We start from the raw sequence: 26385 nt of genomic DNA on the forward strand, positions 1-26385 counted from the left end.
CACGGCTGCTCCGTGCTCTCCCCGGGGACCGGCTGTCTTGTCCCCGTCGCAGGTGACGTCATCAGACACCACCGGCTTGGTCTCAGCATCGGGAGACCAGGACCACACGGCTTGACCGTCCGTGATGGATCGTTCGTCGGCGCGGCAAAAGCCACGCTGCGACCCGCCACGGCCACCGCATCCCCGCCTCGCGTCTCGTGACGACCGCGCGCACGCCCCTCATCGATGAGGCGGGATGCGTGGAGTAGAGCATGATTTTCGGAAAAACGAAAGAGGAATTTTGGTGGCGGAGACTGTCGTGTCCTGCACCACCTGGGGCACCGTCATTCCGGGGCAAGGCCGCAGGCCTTGAACCGGGAATCCCGAGCTGGTTTCCCTCATCTCGAGATTCCGGGTTCAATCGCCACCACACAGGCGCTCCGCGCCTGCGTGCTGACGATTGCCTCGGAATGACGAAGGAGCCGAGAAGTGGTTGCCGAAACCCTGTGTTTCACCCCGGCCGCTTGCAATCCGGTTCCGCCCCTTCCAGCTGACAGCGGGACGCCGTATGACGGCCGGACGGAATGGAACGCGACATGACGACACAGATCGAATTCGGCCTGGACACCTTCGGCGACGTCACCCGCGCGGCCGACGGCGCGATGGCCGCGCATGCGCAGGTGATCCGCGACGTGGTCGAGGAAGCCGTGCTGGCCGACCAGCTCGGGCTCGACTTCATCGGGCTCGGCGAGCACCATCGCGGCGACTTCGCGATCTCGGCGCCGGAGGTGGCGCTGGCGGCGATTGCGGCGCGCACCTCGAGGATCAGGCTCGGCTCCGCGGTGACGGTGCTCAGCTCGGACGATCCGATCCGCGTGTTCCAGCGCTTTTCGACGCTCGACGCCGTCTCGAACGGCCGCGCCGAGGTGATCCTCGGCCGCGGCTCGTTCACCGAATCCTTTCCGCTGTTCGGCTTCGACCTCAAAGACTACGAGGCGCTGTTCGAGGAGAAGCTGGATCTGTTCGTCAGCCTGCTGCCGCAGCAGCCGCTGACCTGGCAGGGCCAGCTGCGGACGCCGTTGCGCGAGCAGCTGGTGTTTCCGCCTGTTCAGCATGGCCGTCTGAAGGCCTGGATCGGCGTCGGCGGCAGTCCGGAGTCGGTGGTGCGCGCCGCGCATTACGAGCTGCCGCTGATGCTCGCCATCATCGGCGGCGATCCCAGGCGGTTCGCGCCCTATGTCGATCTCTATCACCGCGCCATCACGCAGTTCGGCCGCGCCATGAACCCGATCGGCGTGCATTCGCCGGGCTATGTCGCCGACAGCGACGAACAGGCCCGCGAGGAGCTGTGGCCGGACTACAAGACGATGCGCGACCGCATCGGCCGCGAGCGCGGCTGGCCGCCGATGGGTCGCGACGAGTTCGTGCAGGAGGCCGACCACGGCTCGCTCTATGTCGGCTCGCCCGAGACGGTGGCGCGGAAGATCGCCGCGACGATCAAGGCGCTCGGCCTGTCGCGGTTTCAGCTGAAATACTCGGCCGGCCCCCTGCCGCATGCCAGGCTGATGCGCAGCATCGAGCTGTATGGCAAGGCGGTGGTGCCGCGGGTGCGAGAGTTGCTGGCGGAGGAAGCGGCGCCGGTGTCCTGACCAACGCGACCGAACGGCTCGTTGGTGAGCCGAAGGTCGCGCCCCCCACGCCGTCGTCCCGGCCTCGAGCCGGGACCCATACCGCGTGATCTCTCTGTGGGGCACACTGAGTGTCGTTCTTCGCCAAACAGCGGCCGGTGGTTATGGGTCCCGGCTCAAGGCCGGGACGACATCGAGGGCTTGGACAAAGGGTCGCTTACGACTCCGAGACGCCTGGCGCCAATCGTCCGCGCTCCCCCGCCGCCACGCGCGCCAGCTCGTCCGACGCCCGCGCCAGCACCCCCTCCCAGGCCATCGGCCGCTCCTGCCGGAACAGCCGCATGGTCGGGTACCACGGCGTGTCCGCGCGGTCGCGCAGCCAGCGCCAGTCCTGGGCATAGGGCAGCAGCACCCAGACGGGGCGCGCCAGCGCGCCGGCGAGATGGGCAACAGAAGTGTCGACGGAAATGACGAGGTCGAGCGCGGTGACGGCGGCAGCGGTTTCCGCAAAGTCGGCCAGCAGCGGCGCGAGGTCGATGACCTCCGTGCCGAGATCGAGCAGCGCCGGCGCGTCGTCGGGACGCGGCTCCTTCTGCAGCGAATAAAGCTGCACGCCCGGCCTCACCAGCCGCGCCAGCACGTCGCTGGCCGCGAGCGAGCGCTGGCGGTCGCCCTTGTGCCTGGGATTGCCGGCCCAGACCACGCCGACCTTCAGCCCCGGCCGGCATCCGAGCACGTTGCGCCAGGCTGCGACCTTGATCGGGTCAGCGGCGAGATAGGGCACATCGCCGGGGATCGTCTCCAGCGTGGTGCCGAAGATGTGCGGCAGGTTCATCAGCGGCAGCTGCAGATCGAACGGCGGCAGCGGCTCGCCGCGCGCCACCACGGCGACACCGTCGAGACCGCGCAGCAGCGAGGCGATCGCCGGCTGAACCTGCAGCACGATGTTGCCGCCCATCGCGCGCACGCGCGGAATGTAGCGCACGAACTGCAAGGCATCGCCGATGCCGTATTCGGCGAACAGCAGCAGCGTGCGGCCGTCGAGCGGCTCGCCGTTCCAGTCCGGCACATCGAAGCGCGGCATGCTCGCGGACAGCTCGGGGCAATGCCGGCCCCAGCGGTGCTCGGCGAAGCCGGCGGCGAGATCGCCCGTCAGCAGCAGCGCATGGGCATGATTGTAGCGCGTCTGCGCATCATCGGGCGCCAGCGCGACCGCCTGGTGCGAGGCCGCGAGCGACGCGTCGATGTCGCCGGCATGGCGCAGCGCCACCGCGAGATTGGCATGCCCCCGCGCATAGCCGGGATCGGCGGCGACGGCGCGGCGATGCGCGGCCACGGCCGCATCGAACTCCCCGCGCCGCTCATGGACGATGCCGAGATTGGTGTGGGCCGGCGCGTAGTCCGGGCGCAGCGCCAGCGCGTGGCGGCAGGCGGCCAGCGCGGCGTCGAGCTGGCCGGCGCCGCACAGGCAGGCGCCGAGATTGCTGAGCACGACGACATTGGCCGGATCCAGCAGCGCCGCGCGGCGATAGGCCTCGATCGCCTCGGCCGAGCGCCCCGCCTCGTACAACGCATGGCCGAGCTGCCGCGCCGCTTTGGCGTCATCGGGCGCCAGGCTCGCGGCGCGGCGATAATGCATCGCCGCCTCGTCGAACACGCCTTGTTGGTAGAGCACATCGGCCAGGGCGAGATGCAGTCCGGCATCGGCGGGACGCTGCACCAGCGCCTGCTGATAGACCGTCGCCGCCTCGCCGAGCCGGCCCTGCCGGACCAGCACCAGCGCGAGATTCCAGCGGGCCGCGGCCAGCGCCGGATCGAGCGTCAGGGCCAGGCGATACTCGGCCTCCGCCGCGGCGAAACGCGACAGCGCGAGCCATGCCGTGCCGAGCTTGTCGTGAACGGCGGCGTCGCGCGGCCGCAGCGCCGCGGCGCGAGCGAACGCCTCCGCGGCGGCCTCCTGCTCGCCCTTCACGGCAAGCGCATCGCCCAGCGTCACATAGGCCGCCGCATGGTTGGGATCGCAGGCAAACAGGCGCGCGAGCAGCGCCGCGCCCTCCGCCATGCGGCCGTCGGCGAAGGCGAGAATGGCCGACAGATGCAGCGCCGGCGGGTGATCCGGCACCTGCGCGAGGATGTCGCCGCACAGGGCGAGCGCGGGGCCGGGCCGTCCGGCATTGTAGTGATCAGCCGCCTCGCCCAGCAGCCGCTCGACCGCCACAGCGCCCATGATTGCCCCCGTCTCCCGCTCTCGGATGCAAGCTTCAACGACAGCCGTGCGGATTTCAGGCGGCGAAGCGCAACTTCGCAGACGCGCGCGGCCGTTCATCGGGCGAGCTCCGGCACGCACAACCCAAATCGGCGGAAGCCCGGGCGCACACCAGGTTGTTAGTAAAACTCGCGTCGCAGGCGGCGCCGACCGGCGCGATCACTCTGGATTGTGTGTCTTTGCGACGACAGCAACGGACGAATGGACGTCGCTAACAAACCGTTAAGAATCTGAAACAAACGGTAAATAGTGACGGCGGCGGGGCGAAACGCCGCAGACATGCGGCCGATCCCCTACCGGACGCGAAGCGCCCGGATTCAAATTTGTTGGTCTGGGGGCCGTTGAATGTCGTCGTCTGCGTATCTGAAATTCTGGAAATATGCCGCGCTGGGCTCCGCCCTGCTCCCCCTCGCTGCCCGGGCCGGAGACATCCCGACCACCCCGCCCGTCAACTTCACCAATTCGAGCACGGCGACCACCGGCTCGACCATGGTCAATGTGGTCGATTCCTATGCCAATCTGATGCTGAACGATCCGGCGCTGACCAACGGCACGGGCGTCATGGAGCAGAACCTCGCGACCGTCATCCGCATGACGCAGGCGCGCACGGCGGCACAGACGCTCGAGGCGATCCATGACGATCGCACCAACCAGCAATACAGCGTGCTGAACGGGCTCGGCGTCCTCACCGGATATTTCATGACCGGCACCGGTGCCTCGGCCAGCGGCACCACGCCGAACAGCCTGACGCCCACCACCTACGCGCCGTACACGCTGCAGAACTTCCAGTCCAACATCAACTATCTCAACGGCGCGAGCTGGGGCGCCACCACCTTCGGCAACGGCAGCGCGACGCCGCTCGCCGCGGCGGTGAACTTCGTCAACAACACCGTGCGCGCCAACTCCTCGACCGAGCCGACCAAGCGCACCTTCGAGCGCTACATGGGCTCGACCGCACCGGTGACCAACCCCGCGGCCTATGGCGCCGCCGTCAACCAGACCACGACAGGACCGCTGGCCTCCGCCTTCGGCAACTACAACGCCACCACCAAGACCGGACTGACCACCGCCGACACCGCCAACATCGTCGTCCCCACCTATTACGGCAACCTGACGATCCCCGCGGTCTACGGCAACGCCACCAACTGGGTGCGCGGCCTCACCGTGACCCAGGCGATGATCGATGCGCAGAACACCGCGAACGGCACCAGCCTGAGCTATCTCACCGTGCCGAATGTCGGCACGATCGTGAACGGCGTGCTGCAGCCGACACAATTCGTGGTCGGCGACTACGTACCCGGCATCGGCGCGGCCGCCAGGCCTTACCGGCTATCGACCGACGTCAGCGTGCCGACGCCGCTGCTGCAGATCATCAACAGCACCAACCCCTATGCCGATGGCGGCTTCATCTCCGGCCACACCAACTCGGCCTATACGCAGGCGCTGGGACTGGCCTTCCTGGTGCCGCAGCAATATCAGAGCATCCTGGCGCGCGCCGCCGACCTCGGCAACAACCGCATCCTCGCCGGCATGCATTCGCCGCTCGACGTGATCGGCGGGCGGATGTTCGCCACCGCGATCGCGGCGACCAACATCTACAATGCGCTGTATGATTCCAACGGCGACCGGGTCGACTGGACCAACCCGGCCAACACCAATGCCTATGCCGTCTACCAGGCCTACACCCAGACGCAGTCCTATCTCGCCTCGTCCTGTGGAACGGTGAGCGTCCAGGCCTGCATCCAGCAAGCGCAGGGCGGCGCGGCGACGATCGCGGCGGCCTCGAAGGACATCAATCTCTCGAGCACCGATCCGTCGAGCTACACCTATCGCATGACCTACGGCCTGCAGCTCGCCGGCGCCAGCACGACCCTGCCGGAGAACGTGCCGGTGCAGGCCCAGGTGCTGCTGCTGACGCGCTTTCCCTATCTCAGCGACGCGCAGCGCACCGAGATCCTCAAGACCACCGCGCTGCCGTCCGGCTACGCGCTGCTCGACGGCAACACCTGGGACGGCTGGGGCCGCATCAATCTCTACCAGGCGGCCTATGGCTATGGCGCGTTCAACAGCGCGGTCGCGGTGACGATGGATGCGGCGCAGGGCGGCTACAATGCGTTCGACATCTGGAGCAACGACATCTCCGGCACGGGCTCGCTGACCAAGAACGGCACCGGCACGCTCGTGCTCGCCGGCAACAACAGCTACAGCGGCGGCACCACCATCAACGGCGGCGCGCTGGTGGTCGCGGCGGGCGCCGCGGTCACGAGCCCGATCAGCGTCGGCGCCGGCGCGACCCTTTCCGGCCTCGGCACCGTCGGCGACGTCAACATCGCCGGCACGCTGGCGCCGGGCTATCAGGCGGTGACGGGCCTGACCGGCCAGGCCGGCAAGCTCACCGTGCTCGGCAGCCTCGCCTTCACCAGCGGCGCCACTTACGCGCTGCAGTTCACCCCCGGCAGCTTCAGCACGACCAGCGTGTCCGGCACGGCGACGCTGAACGGCCAGGTCACGGCGTCCTTCGCCGGCGGCGTCTATGCCGCGGGCAGCAAGGTCGCGATCGTCTCGGCCGCCGGCGGCGTGAGCGGGCAGTTCTCCGGCTTGAGCTCTACGGCCAGCGGCGTCACCAACGTCACACCGACCTTGAGCTATGATGGCCAGAACGCCTATCTCACGCTGAAGCAGGCTGCGCTGCCGCCGCTGCCGACATCGGGCGTGAGCGGCAACGGCCAGCAGATCTACAACGTGCTCGCCAATGCGGTGAACAAGGGCGGCACGCTGCCGGTGTCGCTGCAGTCGGTCTACTTCCAGAACGCAGCCGGCGTCGGCGCGACGTTCAACCAGCTCGCCAGCCAGAGCGCGCCGGCGGGCACCCAGAGCGTCGGCCAGAGCATGACCGGCTTCATGAGCACCGTGCTCGACTTCGGCGGCAGCGGCCGCTCCGGCGCCGGATCGACTCCCGGCGGCTCGCCGATGATGGCCTATGCCGAGGCGAGCCCGGCGGCGAAGGCGGGCAAGATCTTCGCCAAGGCGATGCCGATGGAGCCGAGCTGGGCGGTGTGGGGCTCGGCGTTCGGCGGCGGCGGCCATATCGGCGGCGATGCCGCGGCGGGCAGCCAGGACGTGTCGTCGCGGATCTATGGCCTCGCGGCCGGTGCCGATTATCGGCTGGCGCCGGACACGACGCTGGGCTTCGCGCTGTCGGGCGGCCAGACCAGCTTCAGCGTCGCGCAGGGCGGCGGCTATGGCAGCTCGGACTTCATCCAGGCGGCGGCCTATGCGACCAGGCGCTTCGGCGCAGCCTATGTCTCCGGCAGCCTGGCCGCCGGCGCGCATTGGATGTCGACGACGCGCAACCTCACCACCGCCGCGGTCGAGACGCTGCGCGCGAGCTACACGGCGCCGACCCTCGCCGGCCGCGCCGAAGCCGGCTACCGCTTCGATCTCGGCGCGAGCAGCGTGACGCCCTACGCCGCGCTGCAGCTGCAGCAGGTGTGGAGCCCGTCCTACACCGAGACGAGCTCGCTCGGCGCCAATGGCTCGGCGCTGACCTTCGCAGCGCGCGACACCACCCTGCCGCGCACCGAGCTCGGCCTGTGGGCCGATCGCCGTGTGTCGGAGACGTTCCTGCTGCGCGGCCGGGCCGCCTGGGCCCACGACTACAATCGTGACGCCACGGTGAGTGCGACGTTCCAGACCCTGCCCGGCGCCAGCTTCGTCACAACGGGCGCCCGGATCGCGGCGGATTCGGCGCTGCTGTCCGGCGTCGCGGAGGTGGCGCTGACCTCGCATCTGACGCTGTCGGGCCAGATCGACGGCCAGTTCGCGCGATCTTCGTCGTCCTGGGCCGGCACCGGCCGGATCAAATATCAATGGTGAGGTGACAGGCGACCATCAGATCGAGCCGCGTCCCGCGAGGACGCGGCTTTTTTCCTGTGATGTCGTCGCCGTCAGCTGGCGGCGGCCTCTCGCCGCATCGCCTTGCGGGCGCGGTCGACGTCCGGCGTGCGATAGGCCGCTTCGGGAATGGTGCGCAGCCGCGAATCGTGAACACGCGGACCGAGACCATAGAACTGCTGGAAGCTCATGATCAGCGGCCGCCATTTGTCGGGATCGATGCGGTCGCGCACGCCGTCCATCAGGATCGAACGATCGACATGGACCCGCTGCACGCGCACCTCGAAGCACTGGATGTGTCCTTTCAGAATCGCATCCTCATCGGCGATGCCATGCACCGCCTCGACGCGCGCTTCGAGCTGCACTGGACATTCGGCGACACGTGGCGCGGCGACGGTTTCGGACGCGATGGCGGTCAGGCCGGCCAGGGCAAACTTGTCCGCCTCGTGGCGATAGCCCTTGTGCCGCTTCATCGCCGGCACCGGATCAGAGCCGGTCGTCAACGCCAGCCGGTCGACCGCGGCGACGAGATCGACCGAAGGCAGGTTCAGCACGCATTCGCCGGTCCGGACCATGTTCTGCGGCGTCTTCGACCCGGCGGCGAGGCCGAGCATGCAGCGCCAGCCCAGCCAGAACGCCGACGACATCGGCGCGAGATTGCAGCTGCCGCCCTCATTGACGGTGCTGATGAGCACGACGGGCGTCCCGAAATACAGGATGCCCGGCTCGATGGGGGTGTGCATGGGAAGCTCTCCAGGATGATGCAGCAGCGGACGGCCGCTGTCGGCTCCTGGATGGTTCCCCGATCCCGGCGATACGCTCCACCCGATCTCCGATCGGGCGAGGTCCGGCTGCATCAACGTCTGATCTGGAAAAATCCGCGCGCGCAGGGCGGCGGCAGATGGCGATCCCGGCATGACTCGAACATGCGACCTACGGTTTAGGAAACCGCCGCTCTATCCAGCTGAGCTACGGGACCGGCGCTGCAAACAGCTGACCCTGCCATCACGACTGCTCATAGCAGAGGGACGGCGCAATCGCCAAGCCTGTGGGCTGACCGAAAATGGCGGCTGCGCGCCTTTGACCGAGTGACCCGCATCACATCCGCGGCACCCTCGCGGGACTATCCACAGACCGCCGCTATGGCCAGACAGACATTCAGGAGCGCGCCATGCCCGTGGTGCTGAAGGACATCGACATCACCGACAGCCATGCCCCCCAGGCTGGTGAACCCGGGCCCGCACCGGACGGAACGGTTGAGATCGGCCCCGTCATGATAGGATCGGGGGGCAGCGGGGCCGAGGCGGCGTCCTCCGGCGGCGGAGTGCAAATCTCCGAGATCGCCGTGAACCTGTCCGAGCCGGCCTCCGGCGAGCAGCTGGCCGGCGGCGATCTGCACCCGAATCCCTATGGTCAAGGCGGCGACGGGGGCGAAGGCCCGGCCAGCCCGGCCGACCCGGGCGCCGGCGACCTGCATCCCAATCCCTATGGAGATCCCGGCGACGGCGGCGACGAGTTGCCGGCCAATCCCTATGGCGAAGGACCCGGCGGCAGCGACGGCGCGCCGGAGCTGCCGCCCAACCCGTATGGCGACGAAGGCGGCGGCGACCTGCATCCGAGCCCCTACGAAGGCGATGGCGGTAGCGCGGGCGGCGGCGATGCCGGTGGCGGCGACAGCGGCAACGGCAATGGCGGGGATTCCGGAGGCGGCGGCGATCCCGATGGCGGCAGTGGCGGCGGCGAGGGCACGCCTGATCCGGATGGCAGCGGCGGCGAAGCTGGCGAATCTGGCGGTCGTGGCGGGGCCGGCACGCATGGCGGTGGCGCCGGGGCAGCCGGCGAAGCCGGGCCGTCAGGAGACATCATCGGTCATCTCGGCGGCGAATCCCATGGTCGAAGCGGCACGGGTCCGCTCCATGATCCCGGCGAGGAGCGTCCCAATCCGGACGACAGCGGTTCGGGCGGGCCGACCAGCTCGGTCGCCCATGCCGGCGCCAGCCTGGAGCTCAGCTTCTGGGACCAAGCCGAAGGGGCCGTGCACGGCGCCACATCCGGCGGCCATGCTGCCAACGCCGACATCGGTGGCCTCGGCCTTGGGCATCTGACGGAAGGCCATGCCGCGGCCATGGACACGACGGCTTCGCACGCCTCGTTCGACCTCGCCGGCGGCTTCGAGCACGCCGTCGCTCCTGACGCTGCCCTTGCTCACGATGTCTCCGGCGCCTCGGCTCACGCCGAATTCGGAGCGAGCGCGTTTCACGCCGCGGCCGAACTCAACAGCGCTCACTTCGCCAACCAGATGCACATCTGATCGTCACGGGACTTGTCCGCGGTGCGCGCGGTCACGATCTTCGGCCGCCGGTCAATGCTCCGCCGCGCACCCCGGCAGGTCGAACAGCGCGTGCAGCCCGCAGGTCGAGGTGAACATCTTGTCACCGCTGTGGCCGACGCCGGCAACGTCAAAGAGGCTGTGGTTTGGGGTGCCGCCGTCGCGCGCGGCCATGGCCGTGACGTAGGAATGGCCGCGCACATAGCGTGTCGGCCCCTGCGCCTCGGCCATGCAGCTCCTGTCCAGCGCGGGGTGATTCGGATCGGTGTCGCGGGTGCCGAGCAGGTAGATCACGCGGCGGGCGACATAGGCGCGCTCGAGCTCGGCCGATGTCGGCGTGGCCAGATAGGCCGGACGGTCGGCCATGCCGTACTTCCAGCGGTCGTAGCCCGGACAGGCCGCGGCGATCGCGGCGTCCGGCCGGTCGGCTGTGAAATAGGCGTAGGACGAGGGATTGGCGACGACATAGCGCACCGCGACCTGGCGCTGCGTCAGCGCCGCCTCGCCCTTGCCGGCGATCGCATAGCGCTGCACCACCTGGCCACCGCCGGAATGGCCGGCGATCACAACCTCGCTCAACGCCGGGAAGAGCGAGCGATCGGCGAGGCGGGCGAGGATCGCGTCCAGGACCTCGAACGAGCTGACGGGCTGGGGAGCGGTGGCCGCGTCGCCGCCCTGCCAGCCCTCGAGGGTCCAGCGCAGGGTCTCAGGCGGCAACCTGTGCTCCGTGACGTCGATCTCGGCGAGGAATTGCGGCGCGATCAGCAGGGTCGTCGCCCCGGCCGTACCGGCGGCATCACGGGCCTTGATCGCGGTCTTGTAATAGACGTCGGCGTTGCGCAGCCTGCCGTGCAGCACCAGCACCGCCCGCGTGATGTCGGGCTGCGGCTGCGTCCAGGGACGGGAGGCATAAAGCGGCAGAACGCCGCGATCGCCGACGGCGAGGCGCTCATCGGCGACGACCGCGACCGGCCGCCGATTCGGCGCGGTCTCGCTCTGAGCCCAGGCCAGTGCGCCAACCAGCGCCAGACCGGCGAGCAGCATCCCCTTCAACGCAATCATGGTGTCCTCGGACCGCTGCGGCACCCCATTGCCGCGCCTCGTCGACCATAGAATGCCCGCAGCGGGAACAGAAGACCGGCAGCGGCCGGCGATCACAGCCCCGTTGACAGGGGCGGTTTGACTATCCGGCAGGCGGACGATGGTCTAAGAGAACGGCGCCGATGCGGAACCGGCCTCGGGATCGCCGTATTGGTCGTGCCTGAGCGCGGGTCGTGACCGAGGGACGGCCGTCCCGCGCCACAGGGCCGCCGAGCAAGGCGCATCCGCTCCATTTTTCAAGCCGAGGGAAACAGACAGTTCAATGCTTATCCGGTCGGTCATTTCAGGCGCACTCGCAGGCCTCCTCTCGCTCGCTGCCGCGAAGGCGCAGGACACCCGCAATCTCTTGGAGTCCAAGGAGTCGCTCTACAACAACATCTATGTCTATGAGCAGGCGCCCTACCGCAGCATGACCTTTGGTCACAACCGGCGCATCTACACCGAGAGCGTCTACAACACCCGTGACGAGCTCGACCTGCCGGTCGACTATACCCGCTTCATGACCGCGAGCGTGATGTACGCCAAGACCGTCAACTCGATCCTGGAGATCGGCTTCGGCGGCGGCCGCACCGCCTGGTACCTGCACCGCTTCCTGCCCAAGGTGCAGGTGACGTCGGTGGAGCTCGACCCGACCGTGCTGGAGCTCGCCAAGAAGTATTTCGGCATCAAGGAGGAGCCGAACTTCCACGTCGCCAACCGCGACGGGCGGCTGTTCGTGCAGGAGTCGAAAGAGCGCTACGACATCATCCTGATCGATGCCTATCGCGGACCGTTCGTGCCGTTCCACCTGCTGACCAAGGAATTCTACCAGCTGGTGAAGGATCATCTCGCCGAGGGCGGCGTGGTGGCGCAGAACGTCGAGCCGTCGACGATGCTGTTCGATGCCGCTGTCAAGACCATCCACAGCGTGTTCCCGCAGGTCGACTTCTACGAGGCCGGCGGCAACATCGTGATGGTCGCCTACCCCGGCGACGAGCGGAAGCCCGAGGATCTCGCCGGCGTCGCGCAGGAGCGCGACAAGGAGTTCGGCTTCCGCTACAAGCTCGCCGACATGCTGGCGCAGCGCAAGCGCATCGACATCGACAACGGCCAGGTGATCGACGCCAAGGCCAAGGTGCTCACCGACGACTTCGCGCCGGTCGAGGCGCTGAAGAGCATCGAGCGCCACAACAAGAAGCTGCCATGAGCGAGCACGTGTCGCGCGCCGGCGTGCTGGCGATCTATGTCTGCTCGTTCCTGGTCGGCTGCGTGCTGATGGGCTTCGAGATGCTCGGCAGCCGCTACCTCAACCCGTATTTCGGCAGCGGCATCGGCGCCTGGGCGAGCCTGATCTCGACCGTGCTGTGCGCGCTCGCGATCGGCTATTTCGCCGGCAGCGCCATCGTCGACCGCCAGCCCACCACGCGCACCATCGGCACCATGATCCTGATCGCGGCCGGCTACATGGCGCTGGTGCCGGCGACCGCCGACGCGGTCATGGCCGACATCCTCGACACCATCGGCGACGGCGCGGCCGCCACATTGATGGCTTCGACGGCGCTGCTGCTGGTGCCGCTGACCTTGCTCGGCACGTTCTCGCCGATCGCCGTCAGCCTGTTGACGCGCTCGGCCGACGAGGCGGGCCGCGTCGCCGGCCTCGTCTATGGCGTCTCGACCATCGGCAACGTGGTCGGCACGCTGGTCACGACGTTCACGCTGATCCCGACCATCGGCTCGCGCGCGATCACCTATTATTTCGCCGTGGCGCTGGCGGTCTGCGCTGGCATCCTGTTCATTCCGTTCGGCAAGAAGACGACCTGACATCAAGCATTGAAGAGTTCCGGATGAGACAGTTCTGGCCCCGCCTCGCCGCCACGGCGGCCATGGCCGCGTTGCTGCTGACGTCGCTGCCCGCGCGCGCGGCGGAAGCCCAGATCGAGCTGTGGGACGGCCAGCGCGCGCTGGGTCACATCGCCGATCTCCTCAAGTTCACGCCACGCTCGATGGGCGAGCCGGGACACCAGAAGGCGATCGACTACATCAAGGCGGCGATGGCCAAGAGCGCCGCGGACGCCGTGCTGACGCAGAGCTTCACCGCCAAGGGCGACGACGGCAAGGCGATCCCGCTCACCAACATCATCGCCCGCTTCCAGGTGCAGAACCCGCGCCGCATCATCGTCGCCACGCATTACGACAGCATCATCAAGGCCTATCGCGATCCCAAATCGCCCGACGCGCCGATGCCCGGCGCCAACAACTCGGCCTCCGCCGTGGCGCTGCTGCTGGAGACCGCGCGCGTGCTATCGCTGTCGGCGAAGCCGGATGTCGGCATCGACTTCATCTTCTTCGACGGCGAGGAGGGACCGAAATCGCTCGGCGCCGGCGATCCGACCTGGCGCGCGCTGGGATCGCCCTATTTCGCGGCCAATCTCAAGACCTATTACCCGACGCGCAAGCCGGAGAAGGCGGTCGATTTCGACATGGTCTGCGACAAGGACCTCAAGCTGCAGCCCGAGCCGTCGTCGCTGCATTCGGCGCTGCCGGAGGTCAAGAAGTTCTGGAGCATCGGCAGCCAGATCGCGCCGCAGGCCTTCTCGCCAGAACCGACGTCCTACCCGATCAGCGATGACCACACCGCCCTGCAGCAGGCGGGCATCCCGAGCTTCCTGGTGATCGACTTCGACTACGAGCCCTATTTCAACACCACGCAGGACACGATCGAGCAGTGCTCGGCGCAGAGCCTGGAGGCGGTCGGCCGCACGCTGCTGCGCTATCTCTATACGCCCTGATCGGCGCGGCGCTCAGGCCAGCGCCAGCTCGGGCTGTGGCTGCTCGGCGCGGGCCGGCTTGCGCGACGCGAGCAGGCCCGGCACCAGCGCCTCCGCGGCCTCGGCGCCTGAAATCACCACGGCCTCGACGCCAGCGCCGGCGTTGCCACCGCCGGCGATGACCAGATTGCGCAGCGGCGTCTTGGCACCCTTCAGCCGTCCCGATCGTCCCACGCCATAGATCGAGCCGGCGCTGGCGAGATCGTAGCGCGCATAGGTGACGGGGCTCGCGTCGGTCCGGTAGACGATGTGCTGCGACAGGCCGGGAATGACGGTCTCCGCTGCGGCCACCATGGCGTCGCCGAGCTGCTGCTTGCGGACTTCATAGTCGGGCGATCGCCGCCACGCCTTCCAATCGTCACCACCCTCCTCCGGAAACCAGCCTTTGGCCTGTTCGTGAGGAACGAGGGTGATGATCGTCATCGTCGCATGCCCCGCCGGCGCCGCCGACGGATCGAGCTTGGACATCACGGCGAGGCCGACCCCCATCGGCGCATCGAGATGCGTGGCTGGCGAAATGTCGGGCACGATGTCGAGCCCGAGATGCACCGAAAAGCACGACGTGGCCGGCACGATCGTCGCGGCGCGGTCGCGGAACGCGGCCGGCAGGTCCTCGGGCTTCAACAGCTCGGTGAACGTCCGGCCGAGGTCGGCATTGGACACGATTGCGTGGGCCCGCACCTGGCGGCCGTTGCCGAGCTCGAGGCCGGCGGCGCGACCCTGCTCGACAAGGACGCGCGTGACCTTCGACTTCAACACCACCTCGCCGCCCCGCGCCGTGATCGCATCGGTCAGCACGTCCGCGAGGTGACCGGAGCCGCCTACGGGATAGAAGCCGCCCTTGAAATAATAGCCGAAGATCGGAACCATCTGGCCGCAACTCAGCTTCTCGCTGCGGTCGCCAAGATAGCCCGCCAGCGCATTGAGCGTGGCGATCAGCGCGGGATCGGAGACGTGGGCGGCGACCAGGTCGTCGAACGGCCGGTTCATCCAGCGAAACGCCTGCGGATGCTTGCGCGGAAAGGCCAGCAACTCCTCGATCGTTTCCGGCATGCCGGGAATGCCGCTGCGGCCCTCGCCGGTCGCATACATGCTCACGAAGATCGCGTGGATGGTATCGAACAGTTTGACGATGCCGTCAGCGCTGGCGGGAAACATCTCGCAGAGCTGGCGGACATAGGCGCGCCAATCCTCGGGCACGTCGATGCGGCGCCCGGCCAGACGGTAGGAGTGCGTGACGCGCTTCCATTCAATGCGATCGGCGACGCCGAGCCTGTGCAGCACGCTGTCGACCGGACCGCCCGGCCAGACGCCGGAGAAATCATGCGGCCCGGCATCGAAGCGATAGAGCACCGGCTTGTTGTCGTGATGGGCCTTGCGCAGATAGCTGTGGCAGAAGCCGCCGGGCACGACATGGTGATCGAACACCTTCACCTTGAGTCCGGAGTCGGCGAGCAGCGCCGCCGCCGTGAGGCCGCCGATGCCGGCGCCGATCACCGCGACGTCGCAATCGGCGCTGGCGCTGGCAGTGGCGGAGAAGGCCGGCGCCGGCCAGTGAAAATCCTCCCGCGCCGCCCGCATCCGCTGGACGGCCTGCCGGATCGCGAAGCGCGGTCCGAAGATCGACACCAGTGCGCCGCCGGCGACGATGGCGGTCGTGATCCAGGACGACACGCCGGCCCAGCGGCACAGGCCGAGCACGAGGAACAGCACGCCCCACAGCCCGGTCATCAGCATGTTGATCAGCTGGAACTGCGGCGTGGCGGCGCTGTCGGCATAGCTCGCGCGGGAATAGTCCGCGGTCCAGGGGCGGCCCACCACGAGCGAAACGAAGCTGATCACGCCGAGGCCGGCGAAAGACAGCCATAGCGCGTTACCGGCAGTCCAGTTCGGCGCGACATCGTTGGCGATCGCCAGCAGCACGAACAGCGCCAGGCTGCCGAGTTCGAGGACGGCGATTTCGCTGCGAGAGGCGCGCCACACATTGGCAACGAGCGACAAGGCCAGGGCCGACCACACGGCCCAGGCCGGCTGTTGCCAGCCCAGCAGCGCCCAGAACACGACGAACGGCAGCAGCGCCAGCTTGACGATGAGGAATACCTTCATACCAGCCTCCACCGCGCGATCGCGCCGCTTATCTTTCCAATGTCAAGATAGCCGTAGAGGCATTCCGGTGCGGCGTCAACAATTATCTTTCCAACGTCAAGATTAGTTTCGTCAACTACGGCGGGATGAGAGCGGAGGCCCATGCTTCGTCGCATTTTGGCGGCGGAGCGTATCGTTCGGGCGCCACATCCGGTGCGATGGCCGCACCAAGCGGCGCTCAACTGTGGCAACAGGATCACGGAAAAGCGGCGAGCGTTCTAGAAAGTCGCAAATTGCGCAGCATAGGAGTCACACATCGCCGCAAAATGGCGACAATCTGAGGTCATCTGAGGCGAGGAGACGCTGAGGATTGCCGTTCGTGTACCGACCCCAACTGCCCATATTGGTCTTTGCCGCAATCAGCTGCCTGTCCGCGATGCAACCACAACGCGCGCGTGCGGAGTGGTGGAGCCGGGCGCCGGCCGATTTCGAGGAATGCGCCGACGCCGCCGAGAAGTCCGCGACCAAGGAAGAGAAGACCACGGCGATGGCGCAGTGTAACGCCAAATTTGCCGGCAGACGGAAACCGGGCGGCGGCTACGTCTATTACGACTTCATGCAGGATCGCAGCTTCGACATCGCGGGCCCCAATCCGACGCCCGAAGAGCAGAAGTTCATCGACCAGCAGTACACGCAATATCTCGAGCGGCAGCGTCACGCCAACATGAGTGCAGCGATGATGCCGCGCACGCAGCCGCAGGGCCTGCAGCCGGCCTCGATCAAGGACATGACGGCGCGCGCCGCGATCGAGCCGCCGAAGCCCGCATTGCCGGCGCCTCCTCCTCCCCCGCTGCCACGGCCGAGCAAGCCGCCGGCTGCGGCCCAGCAGACCGCGCCGACCGCTGTGCCAGGGGCGACAGCCGAGGCCCGCGCGCGCATCAAGGCGGCGCAATGCGCCAAGGACGGCAGCCGGCGGGATTCGTTCTCGTGCAATTTCCCGGTGCTGTCGGAAAAGCTCGACGATCTGAAGCGCCTGTTCACCGGTCCGAGCCAGACCGCCACGGCGACGCCGGTCGTGAAGCCGCCGAAGCGGGCGGACGCCAAGAACTGATCTCGAGACCTGACCCAGAGAACCGAGCCTGAGGAGCAAACTGACGCGCACGACGTCAGCGGGCGCGTGATCTCCATTCATCCGAGCGTCATCGGCGCCGTGTCACAACGCGCGGCGCGCAGGCGCGCGGCTTGTCACGCCGCTTGCGAGGCCATAGCTTTATCCGCGCGGGGCGCGCAGGAGGCACGTCATGGGTCTACTCGATATCCTCAACGGCATGCAGAACGGCCCGCACGGGCCGTCCCATCCGACCACACCGCAGAATGGCGGCATGTCGCCGATGACGATGGCGATCCTCGCACTGCTGGCGTGGAAGGCCGTGAAGCACTTTTCGCAGAACGGCCAGCAGCCGCATGCAGCGCCGACACCGGTGCCGCCGCCGCAGCCAGCTCCGCAAGGGGGGCCGCTGGGCGGCGCTCTGGGTGGAGGTTTGGGGAACATCATCGCCGGCGGACTCGGCGGGCTGCTCGCGGGCGGCGCGGCCGGCAGCGTGCTGTCGGGCGGGCTCGGCGATCTGCTGCGCCAGTTCCAGGACAAGGGCCATGGCGACGCGGCCAACTCGTGGGTCGGGCCCGGTGAGAACAAGCCGATCTCGCCGGGCGATCTCGCCAGCGCGCTGGGCGCCGATCATATCGACCAGCTGACCGCGCAGAGCGGCCTGTCGCGGGATGAACTGCTCAACGGGCTGAGCCAGTATCTGCCGAAGGTGATCGACCAGCTGACGCCCGACGGGCGGCTGCCGACCGAGCACGAGCTGGCCGGCCGGATCTGAGCGCCTGCGATAGGTTGACGGGAAGGACGAACCGCATGTTGCACATTCTCATCGTCGGGCTGGTCGCCGGCTTTCTCGCACGATTGATATCACCCGGACCGAACAATCCCTCGGGCTTCATCCTGACGATCGTGCTCGGGGTGGTCGGCGCGTTCCTCGCGACCGCGGTCGGACAGGCGATCGGGCACTACAGTCCCGACGAAGGCGCGGGCTACGTCACCGCGACGCTCGGCGCCGTGGTCGTTCTCTTCATCTGGAACAGGCTGGTCGCCAGCGGCACCATTCGCGACTTCAATCGGTAGCAGCCGGCACTCCGTCGATGCAATTGAAGCGGCGCAATCCAGAGTCCTCGCTGGGCCCTGGATTGCTTCGCTGCGCTCGCAATGACGCGGATGGAGACCGCCGAGCTACTCACACCGTCGCTGCGGACACGCTGGATCGCTGCGCCTGGCAATCTTGCTCACTCTGGCTGACCATTGGCCTTCACTGCACCCACCCCGTCATTGCGAGCGCAGCGAAGCAATCCAGGGCCGCACGAAAGGTGTAGACCGCGTCAGCGCCTGATCGCAGCGACGACGACCTCAGCCCAGCAGATGCATGCCCGCATCCATGCGCACGACCTCGCCGGTCATCTGCCCGGAAGCGGGGCTCGCCAGGAAGGCGACGAGTTGCGCGATGTCCTCGGCCGACGACGCCGTGCGCAGCGGCACGCGCGCCACCACGGCATCACGCACCTGCTTGGCGCCGGCCTCGCCGCGGCCCTTGGTGAACCAGGGCGTATCGATATAGCCGGGGCACACCGTGTTGACGCGGATCGACGGCGCCAGCGCGCGCGACAGCGACAGGGTCATCGTGTTCAGCGCGCCCTTGCTCGCCGCGTAGGCCACCGACGAGCCGACGCCGCTGATGCCCGCCACCGAGGAGACGTTGACGACGGCGGAGGCGCGCGCGGCCAGCTTCGCGGCGGCTTCGAGCAACGGCCGCGCGGCGCGAATCATCTGGAACGGGCCGATCGTGTTGACCGCGTAGATGCGCTGGAAATCTTCCGCCGAGAGGCCGTCGAGCTGATCATGCGGCACATGCTTGGTGGTGCCGGCATTGTTGACGAGCACATCGAGCCGGCCCCAGGGCGCGGCGGCGGCAACGATCGTCTTGCAGTCCTCGTCGCGCGATACGTCGCCCTGCACGACGATCACCTCGACGCCTTCCTTGCGGCAGAGGTCGGCGGTCTGCTCGGCTTCCGTCTTGCTGTTCGAATAGTTCACGACGATGCGCATGCCCGCCTTGGCCAGCAGCAGCGCCGTCGCGGCGCCCAGGCCCGAGGCCGAACCCGTCACGATCGCGCACAGACCTTCCGCCATTCCGCTTCTCCCTGTTAACCGGATTCTCGTTCTCAGCTGACCGTGTCTTAGCGAAGATCGCGGCGACTGCAAAATCCGGGCAATCTCCGCGCCGCGGAAATCGCGCCGCTCCATGCGGGGAACGGACGGCGCCCTGCGATGCGCGACGCTTGTCAGCCGTGAGGCTTGCGCTCATCATGCGCCGCAAAGCACAGCCTGCGCCGGGCGCAGACGCGACGCAGAACAATCAGCACGAGGAACGCCGTGGCGGACGCTGAGAACATCGTGGTTGCGACCGCGGAGAAGATCTTCGCCGATCTCGCCGACCCGCAGACCATCAATCACGACAAGGACGGACGCTGGGCGGCGCCGCTGTGGCAGGCGCTGAGCGAGGCCGGCCTGCCGCTGGCCTGGGTCGCCGAGCAGTTCGGCGGCGCCGGCACCGACCTCGCCGACGGCTTTGCGGTGATCAATTCCGCCGGGCGCTTCGCGCTGGCGGTACCGCTCGCCGAGACCCTGCTGGCCGGCTGGCTGCTGCAGCAGGGCGGCATCGCCTCACCCGAAGGCGCCATGACGATCGCCCCGGCGCGGCCAAAGGACAGGATCACGCTCGATGCCGACGGCACGCTGTCGGGCCGCGCCCGCGGCGTGCCATTTGCGAAGAACGCCAAGCACGTCGCTGTCGTCGCGCATGGCCGCGACGGCGTCTCGATCGCCTTGGTCGACGCGGCCGGGCTGCGGATCGATCCGGGCCTCTCGCTCGCCAACGATCCCAGCGACACCGTCATCTTCGATCACGTCGCGCCGGTGGCGATCAAGCCTGCGCCGGCCGGCTTCGATCAGGACCGCCTGATGCTGATGGGCGGCGTGGTGCGCGGCCTGCAGATCGCGGGCGCGCTGGACCGGCTGCTCGAGATCAGCGTGCGCTATGCCGGTGAGCGCGTCGCCTTCGAGAAGCCGATCGGCAAATTCCAGGCGGTGCAGCACAATCTCGCCCGCCTCGCCGGCGAGGTCGCCGCGGCGAGCGCCGCCGCGACCTCCGCCGCCGATGCGATCGCGCGCGGCGAGGCGATGGACGACGCGATCTTCCTCGAAGCGGCCGCCGCCAAGATCCGCTGCGCCGAGGCCGCCGAGAAAGGCGCGGCGATCGCCCATCAGGTGCATGGCGCGATCGCCTTCACCACCGAGCACATCCTGCACCGCTTCTCGCTGCGGGCGCTGGCCTGGCGGGACGATTTCGGCTCGGAGAGCCATTGGGCCGTCGCGCTCGGGCAACGCGTCGCCGCCCGCGGCGCCGACGAGCTATGGCCCCTGGTCGCCTCACGCTGATACGGGAGAGGATTGCCGCATGACCGCACTTCGTTTCGATCCGATCCGCCTGCCGCCCGAGTGCGAGGAGCTGCGCAAGGAGGTACGCGCGTTCCTCGCCGAGGAGATCGCCGCCGGCACGTTCAATCCCTATCAGCCGCTGCGCGAGGATGCCGATGCGCGCGAATTCTCCAGGCGCGTTGGCGAGCGCGGCTGGATCGGCATGACCTGGCCGAAGAAATATGGCGGCCATGAGCGCACGTTCCTCGAGCGCTATGTCGTGACCGAGGAGATGCGCGTCGCCAACGCGCCGGTGCGGCGGTTCTTCGTCGCCGACCGCCAGAGCGGGCCGATCCTACTGCGCTACGCGCCCGAACACATCAAGGCGGACATCCTGCCGCGCATCTGCCGCGGCGAGCTGTGCTTCGCGATCGGCATGAGCGAGCCGAACTCCGGCTCCGACCTGTTCGCGGCCAAGACGCGCGCGACGAAGACGGATGGCGGCTGGCTGATCAACGGCACCAAGATCTGGACCACGTCGGCGCACATGGCCGACTACATGATCGCGATCTTCCGGACGTCGCCGGCGACCAAGGAGAACCGTAGGCACGGCCTGACGCAGTTCCTGGTCAACATGAAGTCGCCGGGCATCAAGGTGAATCCGATTGGCCAGATCACCGGCCAGAAGGAATTCAACGAGGTCGTGTTCACCGACGCCTTCGTGCCGGACGATCACCAGCTCGGCGAGATCGACGGCGCCTGGAAGCAGGCGACCTCCGAACTCGCCTATGAGCGCTCCGGGCCGGAGCGCTTCCTGGAAACCTATTACGTGCTGACCGAGCTGGTGCGCGCCGCAGGCCCGGATCCCGACACGCGCAGCGCCGAGGGCATCGGCCGCCTGGTGGCGCAGCTGCATGCGATGCGGCGGATGTCGGTGTCGGTCGCTGGCATGCTGCAGGCCGGCAAGGAGCCGGTGGTCGAGGCGTCGATCGTCAAGGACGTCGGCACGGTGTGGGAGCAGCAGCTGCCGCATCGCGTGCGCGACCTCGCCGCCTTCGTCGAGGAGGACGCCGGCAATCGCGAGACCCTGGAGAACCAGCTGACCTTCGCCATCCGCACCGCGCCGAAGCTGACCATCCAGGGCGGCACGACCGAGGTGCTCCGCGGCATCATCGCGCGCGGCCTGGGGCTGCGGTAGCCGGCCGCGGAGACCGCGATCATCGCCGCGGCTCGTACGAAGACGTAGCTCCGTCATCGCGAGCGCAGCGAAGCGATCCAGGGCCGCACGAACAGTCTGGATTGCTTCGCTGCGCTCGCAATGACGCCTGGAGAAGCAGAATTGGAGACCACACCATGACCCACTTCCCTGACATCGGCGTCGAGATCCATGGCCATGTCGGCCTGATCGAGATCCGCCGGCCGCCGCTCAACTTCTTCGACATTGCGCTGATCAACCAGATCGCCGATGCGCTCGAAGGCTTCGATCGCGACATCGAGATCCGTGCGTCGGTGCTGGCCGCCCAAGGCAAGGCGTTCTGCGCCGGCGCGAACTTCGGCGATCCCGCGCGGCAGGCGCAGGAGGCCAAAGGTGATCCCGCCGACAGCCTCGGGCCGATCAATCATCTCTACATGCAGGCGGTGCGCATTTTTCGCTGCAAGAAGCCGGTCGTCGCCGCAGTGCATGGCGCCGCCATCGGCGGCGGGCTCGGGCTCGCGGTATCGGCCGATTTCCGCGTCACCTGCCCGGAGGCGCGATTCTCCGCCAATTTCACCAAGCTCGGCTTCCATCCGGGCTTCGGACTGACGGTGACGCTGCCGGAGCTGGTGGGCAAGAACAACGCCGAGCTGATGTTCTACACCAGCCGCCGCGTCACCGGCGAAGAGGCGTTGAAGATGGGCCTCGCCAATGAATGCGTGCCGCAGGATCAGGTGCGCAACGCAGCGATGAAGCTCGCCGCCGAGATCGCCGAATGCTCGCCGCTCGGCCTGCTCTCCACCCGCGCCACGATGCGCGCCGGCCTCGCCGACCGCGTCATGGCCGCCACCGAGCACGAGCTCGCCGAACAGACCCGGCTGCGCGCGACCGAGGATTTCAAGGAAGGCGTCAAGGCCACCGAGGAACGCCGCTTCGCCAACTTCAAGGGGCGGTGAGCGCTCCCCTGACGACGAGATCAGTGTGCCGGCGTTTCCATAATACGTCGAACACGTCCCGTGCGGCAGCACCTCACCCCGACCCTCTCCCCGTAACGAACGGGGAGAGGGAGCGCGGCGTGCGCGTGGCGAGGGCTCACGTCGCTTGAAGAATCGGAATCACTGCATTCGTTGCGGCAATCTCCGTCGGCGCGGGCGCTGCGACCTCTCCCCCGCCCTTTGCGGGGAGAGGTCGGATTGCGCAGCAATCCGGGCGGGGGTCATGGCACAAGCGCAGTCCAGATCGCGGTTCGTCGGACAGGCACAACAATGCGGGGCGCGAGAGCTGAACCAGCTCACAAATCTCACCTGGTCAGCGTGAAGGTCAGACCCGCGATCCCGAAGCCATCGCGCGACACCGCATATCCACGTGCCCGTGCGACGGCAGTGACACGCTCAGCATCCACCACGCGAAAGGCCAAGCCGCACATCAGTTCGCGCTCGCCGGTCTCGATGCGGATCTCGGCGTTGGGCAGCTTCAGCAGCTGAACACCCTGGTTGGTCGACGGCGTCACATCGAGGATCCGTCCCCAATGCGCCGCAAGCGATGCCGGCTCGGGGCTCTGCAGCACCACCTCGGTCAACGCCGTCGTCACATCGCGGCGGATCGCGCGCGTCCAGTCCGGACCGGCCGGCGGATACGGCCCGAGCACGTCGTCGCTACCCGTGGTGTGGTTGAGCTCGATGAACGCCGCGCGGCAGTCGCGCGGATGCAGCTGCACGCCGTGATAGGGCGGATGATCGATGATGTTGGCGGTGCGCACGCCCATCGCATTCGCAATGGCTGCGCGGCCGTCAGGATCGTCGCAGGCGAAGATCGCCATGTAGCCGCCGCGGCCGCCGGTCTTGTCGAGAAAACGTCCTGCCGCAGTGCCCTCCCGCGTCGGCGCGACGACCTCGAGCAGGATCGGCCCGACCGGCAGCAGCGCATTCTCCAGGCCGTATTTGCCGACATGCGGATCGCGGTAGCAGATCTCCAGGCCCATGATCGCGGCGATGTCGGAGACGACCGGCTCGAGCGTCGGGGCGACGAGACAGATCTGGCGCAAATGGAGGTAAGGCATGGCGATCCTCCTTGAACTATCACCTATTGACGCAAGCAACGGCCTACCGTCGTCATTGCGAGCGAAGCGAAGCAATCCAGGATTATTGTCTGAGCTCTGGATTGCTTCGCTTCGCTCGCAATGACGCCGATGGAGTCTACCGTCCGTGAAACGCCGGCGCGCGCTTCTCGACGAAGGCTCGCGCAGCCTCCTTGTGATCCTCGGTGTCGCTGCAGCGCGAGTGGTGCACGGCTTCGGCATCGAAGCAGGCTTCCAGGGTCATCGTCTCGGCATTGTTGATGTTGCGCTTGATGTAGCCGAGGGTGACGCTCGGGCCTTGAGCCAGCGACATCGCGAGCTCGCGCGCGGCGGCCTCGACCTCGGCGTCGGGCACGACCTTCGTCACCATGCCCAGTGCCAGGGCTTCGCGCGCGGAGAGGATCGGCGAGGTCAAATAGAGCTCGCGCGCCTTGGCGCTGCCGAGCAGCTGGGTGAGGAAGTAGGTGCCGCCGAAATCACCTGACAGTCCGACCTTGGCGAAGGCGGTGGTGATCTTGGCGGACTCGCCGGCGACGCGGAGATCGCAGGCCAGCGCGATGGACAGGCCGGCGCCGGCCGCGGCGCCGTCGATCTGGGCGACGACCGGCTTCTGCATCAGGTGCAGCAGCCGCGACACCTCCATCCGTTCGCGCAAGGTCGTAACCTTGGTCTCGAACGACGGCGCGGTCTTTGCGCTTCCCTTGGCCTCGGCCATCGCCTTGACGTCGCCGCCGACGCAGAACGTGCCGCCGGCGCCCTTGAGCAGCACCGCGCGCACGTCGGGATCATTGGCCGCACGCTGCGCCGCCTCGACCAGCCCCTTGGTCATGTCGCTGTTGAGCGCATTGCGCCGCTCCGGCCGGTTCATCGTGATCGTGAGCAGGCCGGAATCGAGGTGTTGCAGGACGGTGCTGTTGGTCATGGCCGATGCTCCGATATCCGAGTTGTGGACCCGTCATTCCGGGGCGACGCGGCAGCGTCGGACCCGGAATCCCGAGATGATGGACTCAAGTCGAGGTTCGGGGTTCAACGCTGCGCGTTGCCCCGGAACGACGGACGTCGTGGGCGGACCCGCTCCACGGCCGTTCAAGGGTCATTTCTTCACCAGCGGGCAACGCGAGGCTTCCAGCGACTGGAACGCCTCGTTGCCCGGCACGGTCGCGAGCAGCTTGTAGTCGTCGGACTTGCCCTTGGACTCCGACGGCTTCTTGACCTCGAACAGGTACATGTCGTGCACCATGCGGCCGTCCTCGCGGATCCGCCCGCCCTTCGCGAACATGTCGTTGATCGGGGTCGCGCGCATCAGCTTCATGACGGCGTCGGGATCGGTGGTCCCCGCGGCCTTCACCGCCTTGAGATAATGCGTGACCGAGGAGTACACGCCGGCCTGCGCCGAGGTCGGCACGCGCTTGGTGCGCTCCATGAAGCGCTTGGTGAAGGCGCGGGTGTCGTCGTTCAGATCCCAGTAGAACGCTTCCGCCACCAGGAGCCCCTGCGCCGTCTCCAGCCCGACACTGTCGATATCGGAGACGAAGGCGAGCAGCGGCGACAGCTTCTGGCCGCTCTTGCTGATGCCGAACTCGGCCGCCTGCTTGATCGCGTTGATGGTGTCGCCGCCGGCATTGGCGAGACCGATCACCTTGGCCTTGGAGGCCTGCGCCTGCAGCAGGAAAGAGGAGAAATCCGAGGTGTTGAGCGGGTGGCGCACGCTGCCGAGCACCTTGCCGCCCGACTTCACCACGACCGCGCTGGTGTCCTTCTCGAGGTCCTGGCCGAACGCGTAATCGGCGGTGAGGAAGAACCAGCTGTCGAGGCCGGACTTCACGGCCGCCAACCCGGTGACGTTGGCCTGCGCGAAGGTGTCGAACACGTAGTGCACGGTGTAGGGGCCGCAGGCTTCGTTGGACAGGCGCACCGAGCCCGGGCCGTTGAAGATGATGATCTTGTTACGTGCCTTGGCAATCTCGCCGGCGGCCAGCGCGGTGGCCGAGGCGGCGACGTCCCAGATCATCTCGACGCCCTGGTTGTCGATCATGTCGCGGGCGATGTTGGCGGCGAGATCGGCCTTGTTGAGGTGGTCGGCCGCGATCACCTCGATCTTGCGGCCGAGCACCTCGCCGCCGAAATCCTCCACGGCCATCTTCGCCGCGGCCTCGCTGCCGGGACCGGTGATGTCGGCGTAGAGGCTCGACATGTCGAGGATGCCGCCGATCTTCAGCGGCGGCTTGCTCTGCGCGTGCGCGAGGCTTGCCGACAGCGTCAGCGCCGACGCCAGCATGAACAGTGACGCCGCCGCGCCGCGAATGGATCCGCTCATCGATGTCCTCCCTGCCGGGCACGCCGCTACGTGGCGACGGCCTCGTTGATAGTTGCCATCATGGCGCACGCCCACGCATGCGGCAAGCGCCTAACAAAGCAGTCGCCTGCTGCTGTTTTCCGCTCAATGGAACGCGAATTTCGTGCGATGATACAGCATGGCGCCTGCACGCATGA

The 26385-nt window shown here is 67.7% G+C and carries 20 protein-coding genes and 1 tRNA gene; 12 read left to right on the forward strand and 9 right to left on the reverse strand.

The window, feature by feature from the left end; genetic code table 11:
- Nucleotides 1-575 precede the first annotated feature (575 nt).
- The gene (locus BRAS3809_RS16085) at nt 576-1628 is read left to right on the forward strand and encodes an LLM class flavin-dependent oxidoreductase (protein WP_008963171.1); all 1053 of its coding nucleotides are present in this window, start codon (nt 576-578) and stop codon (nt 1626-1628) included.
- 196 nt (nt 1629-1824) lie between these two features.
- Here BRAS3809_RS16085 and BRAS3809_RS16090 read toward each other — a convergent pair whose 3' ends face one another.
- Complete coding sequence (locus BRAS3809_RS16090) at nt 1825-3834, reverse strand: tetratricopeptide repeat protein (RefSeq protein WP_008963172.1); 2010 nt, start codon at nt 3832-3834, stop codon at nt 1825-1827.
- Nucleotides 3835-4218: 384 nt separating this feature from the next.
- Between BRAS3809_RS16090 and BRAS3809_RS16095 the strand changes: the two genes are divergently transcribed.
- Nucleotides 4219-7749 (forward strand): autotransporter domain-containing protein, encoded by a 3531-nt coding sequence (locus BRAS3809_RS16095; protein WP_008963173.1) that lies wholly within the window; start codon nt 4219-4221, stop codon nt 7747-7749.
- A gap of 71 nt (nt 7750-7820) precedes the next feature.
- Here the strand turns inward: BRAS3809_RS16095 and BRAS3809_RS16100 are convergent, their stop codons facing one another.
- Entirely contained in the window at nt 7821-8510 is a 690-nt protein-coding gene (locus tag BRAS3809_RS16100; protein ID WP_008963174.1) for a flavin reductase family protein, read from the reverse strand.
- Between the two features lie 159 nt (nt 8511-8669).
- Nucleotides 8670-8746 (reverse strand) — tRNA-Arg (locus tag BRAS3809_RS16105).
- 192 nt (nt 8747-8938) lie between these two features.
- Between BRAS3809_RS16105 and BRAS3809_RS16110 the strand changes: the two genes are divergently transcribed.
- Complete coding sequence (locus tag BRAS3809_RS16110; RefSeq protein ID WP_008963175.1) at nt 8939-10078, forward strand: hypothetical protein; 1140 nt, start codon at nt 8939-8941, stop codon at nt 10076-10078.
- A gap of 51 nt (nt 10079-10129) precedes the next feature.
- On the opposite strand, the gene BRAS3809_RS16115 is transcribed toward BRAS3809_RS16110, so the two are convergent.
- Nucleotides 10130-11158, reverse strand: coding sequence for a hypothetical protein (locus BRAS3809_RS16115; protein ID WP_008963176.1), 1029 nt, complete (start codon nt 11156-11158; stop codon nt 10130-10132).
- A gap of 301 nt (nt 11159-11459) precedes the next feature.
- On the opposite strand from BRAS3809_RS16115, the gene BRAS3809_RS16120 reads away from it, so the two are divergent.
- From BRAS3809_RS16120 to BRAS3809_RS16130, 3 genes are read left to right on the forward strand one after another with little or no spacing between them, the layout of a single operon-like run.
- Nucleotides 11460-12383, forward strand: coding sequence for a spermidine synthase (locus tag BRAS3809_RS16120; protein WP_008963177.1), 924 nt, complete (start codon nt 11460-11462; stop codon nt 12381-12383).
- Entirely contained in the window at nt 12380-12997 is a 618-nt protein-coding gene (locus tag BRAS3809_RS16125; RefSeq protein WP_008963178.1) for a fused MFS/spermidine synthase, read from the forward strand. The genes BRAS3809_RS16120 and BRAS3809_RS16125 overlap by 4 nt, the downstream gene beginning before the upstream one ends.
- A gap of 23 nt (nt 12998-13020) precedes the next feature.
- Nucleotides 13021-13965 (forward strand): M28 family peptidase, encoded by a 945-nt coding sequence (locus tag BRAS3809_RS16130; protein WP_008963179.1) that lies wholly within the window; start codon nt 13021-13023, stop codon nt 13963-13965.
- A 12-nt stretch (nt 13966-13977) separates the two neighbouring features.
- Here the strand turns inward: BRAS3809_RS16130 and BRAS3809_RS16135 are convergent, their stop codons facing one another.
- Nucleotides 13978-16110 (reverse strand): phytoene desaturase family protein, encoded by a 2133-nt coding sequence (locus tag BRAS3809_RS16135; RefSeq protein WP_008963180.1) that lies wholly within the window; start codon nt 16108-16110, stop codon nt 13978-13980.
- Nucleotides 16111-16525: 415 nt separating this feature from the next.
- On the opposite strand from BRAS3809_RS16135, the gene BRAS3809_RS16140 reads away from it, so the two are divergent.
- The 3 genes from BRAS3809_RS16140 (at nt 16526) to BRAS3809_RS16150 (ending at nt 18274) form a co-directional block, all read left to right on the forward strand.
- Entirely contained in the window at nt 16526-17200 is a 675-nt protein-coding gene (locus BRAS3809_RS16140) for a hypothetical protein (RefSeq protein WP_008963181.1), read from the forward strand.
- A 190-nt stretch (nt 17201-17390) separates the two neighbouring features.
- Nucleotides 17391-17972 (forward strand): YidB family protein, encoded by a 582-nt coding sequence (locus tag BRAS3809_RS16145; RefSeq protein ID WP_008963182.1) that lies wholly within the window; start codon nt 17391-17393, stop codon nt 17970-17972.
- A gap of 35 nt (nt 17973-18007) precedes the next feature.
- A complete protein-coding gene (locus tag BRAS3809_RS16150) occupies nt 18008-18274 on the forward strand; it encodes a GlsB/YeaQ/YmgE family stress response membrane protein (protein ID WP_008963183.1) in 267 nt (88 codons plus the stop codon).
- 279 nt (nt 18275-18553) lie between these two features.
- On the opposite strand, the gene BRAS3809_RS16155 is transcribed toward BRAS3809_RS16150, so the two are convergent.
- Nucleotides 18554-19333, reverse strand: coding sequence for an SDR family NAD(P)-dependent oxidoreductase (locus BRAS3809_RS16155; RefSeq protein WP_008963184.1), 780 nt, complete (start codon nt 19331-19333; stop codon nt 18554-18556).
- A 243-nt stretch (nt 19334-19576) separates the two neighbouring features.
- Here BRAS3809_RS16155 and BRAS3809_RS16160 point away from each other — a divergent pair, with 243 nt between their 5' ends.
- From BRAS3809_RS16160 to BRAS3809_RS16170, 3 genes are all read left to right on the forward strand, one after another.
- Nucleotides 19577-20641, forward strand: coding sequence for an acyl-CoA dehydrogenase family protein (locus BRAS3809_RS16160; RefSeq protein WP_008963185.1), 1065 nt, complete (start codon nt 19577-19579; stop codon nt 20639-20641).
- Between the two features lie 19 nt (nt 20642-20660).
- Entirely contained in the window at nt 20661-21818 is a 1158-nt protein-coding gene (locus BRAS3809_RS16165; protein WP_008963186.1) for an acyl-CoA dehydrogenase family protein, read from the forward strand.
- Nucleotides 21819-21973: 155 nt separating this feature from the next.
- Nucleotides 21974-22771, forward strand: a complete 798-nt coding sequence (locus tag BRAS3809_RS16170; RefSeq protein WP_008963187.1) for an enoyl-CoA hydratase/isomerase family protein — start codon at nt 21974-21976, stop codon at nt 22769-22771.
- A 344-nt stretch (nt 22772-23115) separates the two neighbouring features.
- Here BRAS3809_RS16170 and BRAS3809_RS16175 read toward each other — a convergent pair whose 3' ends face one another.
- The 3 genes from BRAS3809_RS16175 to BRAS3809_RS16185 form a co-directional block, all read right to left on the reverse strand.
- The gene (locus BRAS3809_RS16175; protein ID WP_008963188.1) at nt 23116-23874 is read right to left on the reverse strand and encodes a VOC family protein; all 759 of its coding nucleotides are present in this window, start codon (nt 23872-23874) and stop codon (nt 23116-23118) included.
- Nucleotides 23875-24010: 136 nt separating this feature from the next.
- Nucleotides 24011-24814, reverse strand: coding sequence for an enoyl-CoA hydratase (locus BRAS3809_RS16180; protein ID WP_008963189.1), 804 nt, complete (start codon nt 24812-24814; stop codon nt 24011-24013).
- Nucleotides 24815-24985: 171 nt separating this feature from the next.
- On the reverse strand, nt 24986-26170 hold the full coding sequence (locus BRAS3809_RS16185; RefSeq protein WP_008963190.1) for an ABC transporter substrate-binding protein: 1185 nt from the start codon (nt 26168-26170) through the stop codon (nt 24986-24988).
- Nucleotides 26171-26385 lie beyond the last annotated feature (215 nt).

The sequence above is a fragment of the Bradyrhizobium sp. STM 3809 genome (assembly GCF_000239795.1).
Taxonomy (GTDB): domain Bacteria; phylum Pseudomonadota; class Alphaproteobacteria; order Rhizobiales; family Xanthobacteraceae; genus Bradyrhizobium.

Excerpts from the sequence above, each read along its gene's own strand:
- BRAS3809_RS16085 (WP_008963171.1), top strand. The coding sequence starts at position 576 with ATGACGACACAGATCGAATTCGGCCTGGACACCTTCGGCGACGTCACC.
- BRAS3809_RS16090 (WP_008963172.1), bottom strand. The coding sequence starts at position 3,834 with ATGGGCGCTGTGGCGGTCGAGCGGCTGCTGGGCGAGGCGGCTGATCAC.
- BRAS3809_RS16095 (WP_008963173.1), top strand. The coding sequence starts at position 4,219 with ATGTCGTCGTCTGCGTATCTGAAATTCTGGAAATATGCCGCGCTGGGC.
- BRAS3809_RS16100 (WP_008963174.1), bottom strand. The coding sequence starts at position 8,510 with ATGCACACCCCCATCGAGCCGGGCATCCTGTATTTCGGGACGCCCGTC.
- BRAS3809_RS16110 (WP_008963175.1), top strand. The coding sequence starts at position 8,939 with ATGCCCGTGGTGCTGAAGGACATCGACATCACCGACAGCCATGCCCCC.
- BRAS3809_RS16115 (WP_008963176.1), bottom strand. The coding sequence starts at position 11,158 with ATGATTGCGTTGAAGGGGATGCTGCTCGCCGGTCTGGCGCTGGTTGGC.
- BRAS3809_RS16120 (WP_008963177.1), top strand. The coding sequence starts at position 11,460 with ATGCTTATCCGGTCGGTCATTTCAGGCGCACTCGCAGGCCTCCTCTCG.
- BRAS3809_RS16125 (WP_008963178.1), top strand. The coding sequence starts at position 12,380 with ATGAGCGAGCACGTGTCGCGCGCCGGCGTGCTGGCGATCTATGTCTGC.
- BRAS3809_RS16130 (WP_008963179.1), top strand. The coding sequence starts at position 13,021 with ATGAGACAGTTCTGGCCCCGCCTCGCCGCCACGGCGGCCATGGCCGCG.
- BRAS3809_RS16135 (WP_008963180.1), bottom strand. The coding sequence starts at position 16,110 with ATGAAGGTATTCCTCATCGTCAAGCTGGCGCTGCTGCCGTTCGTCGTG.
- BRAS3809_RS16140 (WP_008963181.1), top strand. The coding sequence starts at position 16,526 with ATGCAACCACAACGCGCGCGTGCGGAGTGGTGGAGCCGGGCGCCGGCC.
- BRAS3809_RS16145 (WP_008963182.1), top strand. The coding sequence starts at position 17,391 with ATGGGTCTACTCGATATCCTCAACGGCATGCAGAACGGCCCGCACGGG.
- BRAS3809_RS16150 (WP_008963183.1), top strand. The coding sequence starts at position 18,008 with ATGTTGCACATTCTCATCGTCGGGCTGGTCGCCGGCTTTCTCGCACGA.
- BRAS3809_RS16155 (WP_008963184.1), bottom strand. The coding sequence starts at position 19,333 with ATGGCGGAAGGTCTGTGCGCGATCGTGACGGGTTCGGCCTCGGGCCTG.
- BRAS3809_RS16165 (WP_008963186.1), top strand. The coding sequence starts at position 20,661 with ATGACCGCACTTCGTTTCGATCCGATCCGCCTGCCGCCCGAGTGCGAG.
- BRAS3809_RS16170 (WP_008963187.1), top strand. The coding sequence starts at position 21,974 with ATGACCCACTTCCCTGACATCGGCGTCGAGATCCATGGCCATGTCGGC.
- BRAS3809_RS16175 (WP_008963188.1), bottom strand. The coding sequence starts at position 23,874 with ATGCCTTACCTCCATTTGCGCCAGATCTGTCTCGTCGCCCCGACGCTC.
- BRAS3809_RS16180 (WP_008963189.1), bottom strand. The coding sequence starts at position 24,814 with ATGACCAACAGCACCGTCCTGCAACACCTCGATTCCGGCCTGCTCACG.
- BRAS3809_RS16185 (WP_008963190.1), bottom strand. The coding sequence starts at position 26,170 with ATGCTGGCGTCGGCGCTGACGCTGTCGGCAAGCCTCGCGCACGCGCAG.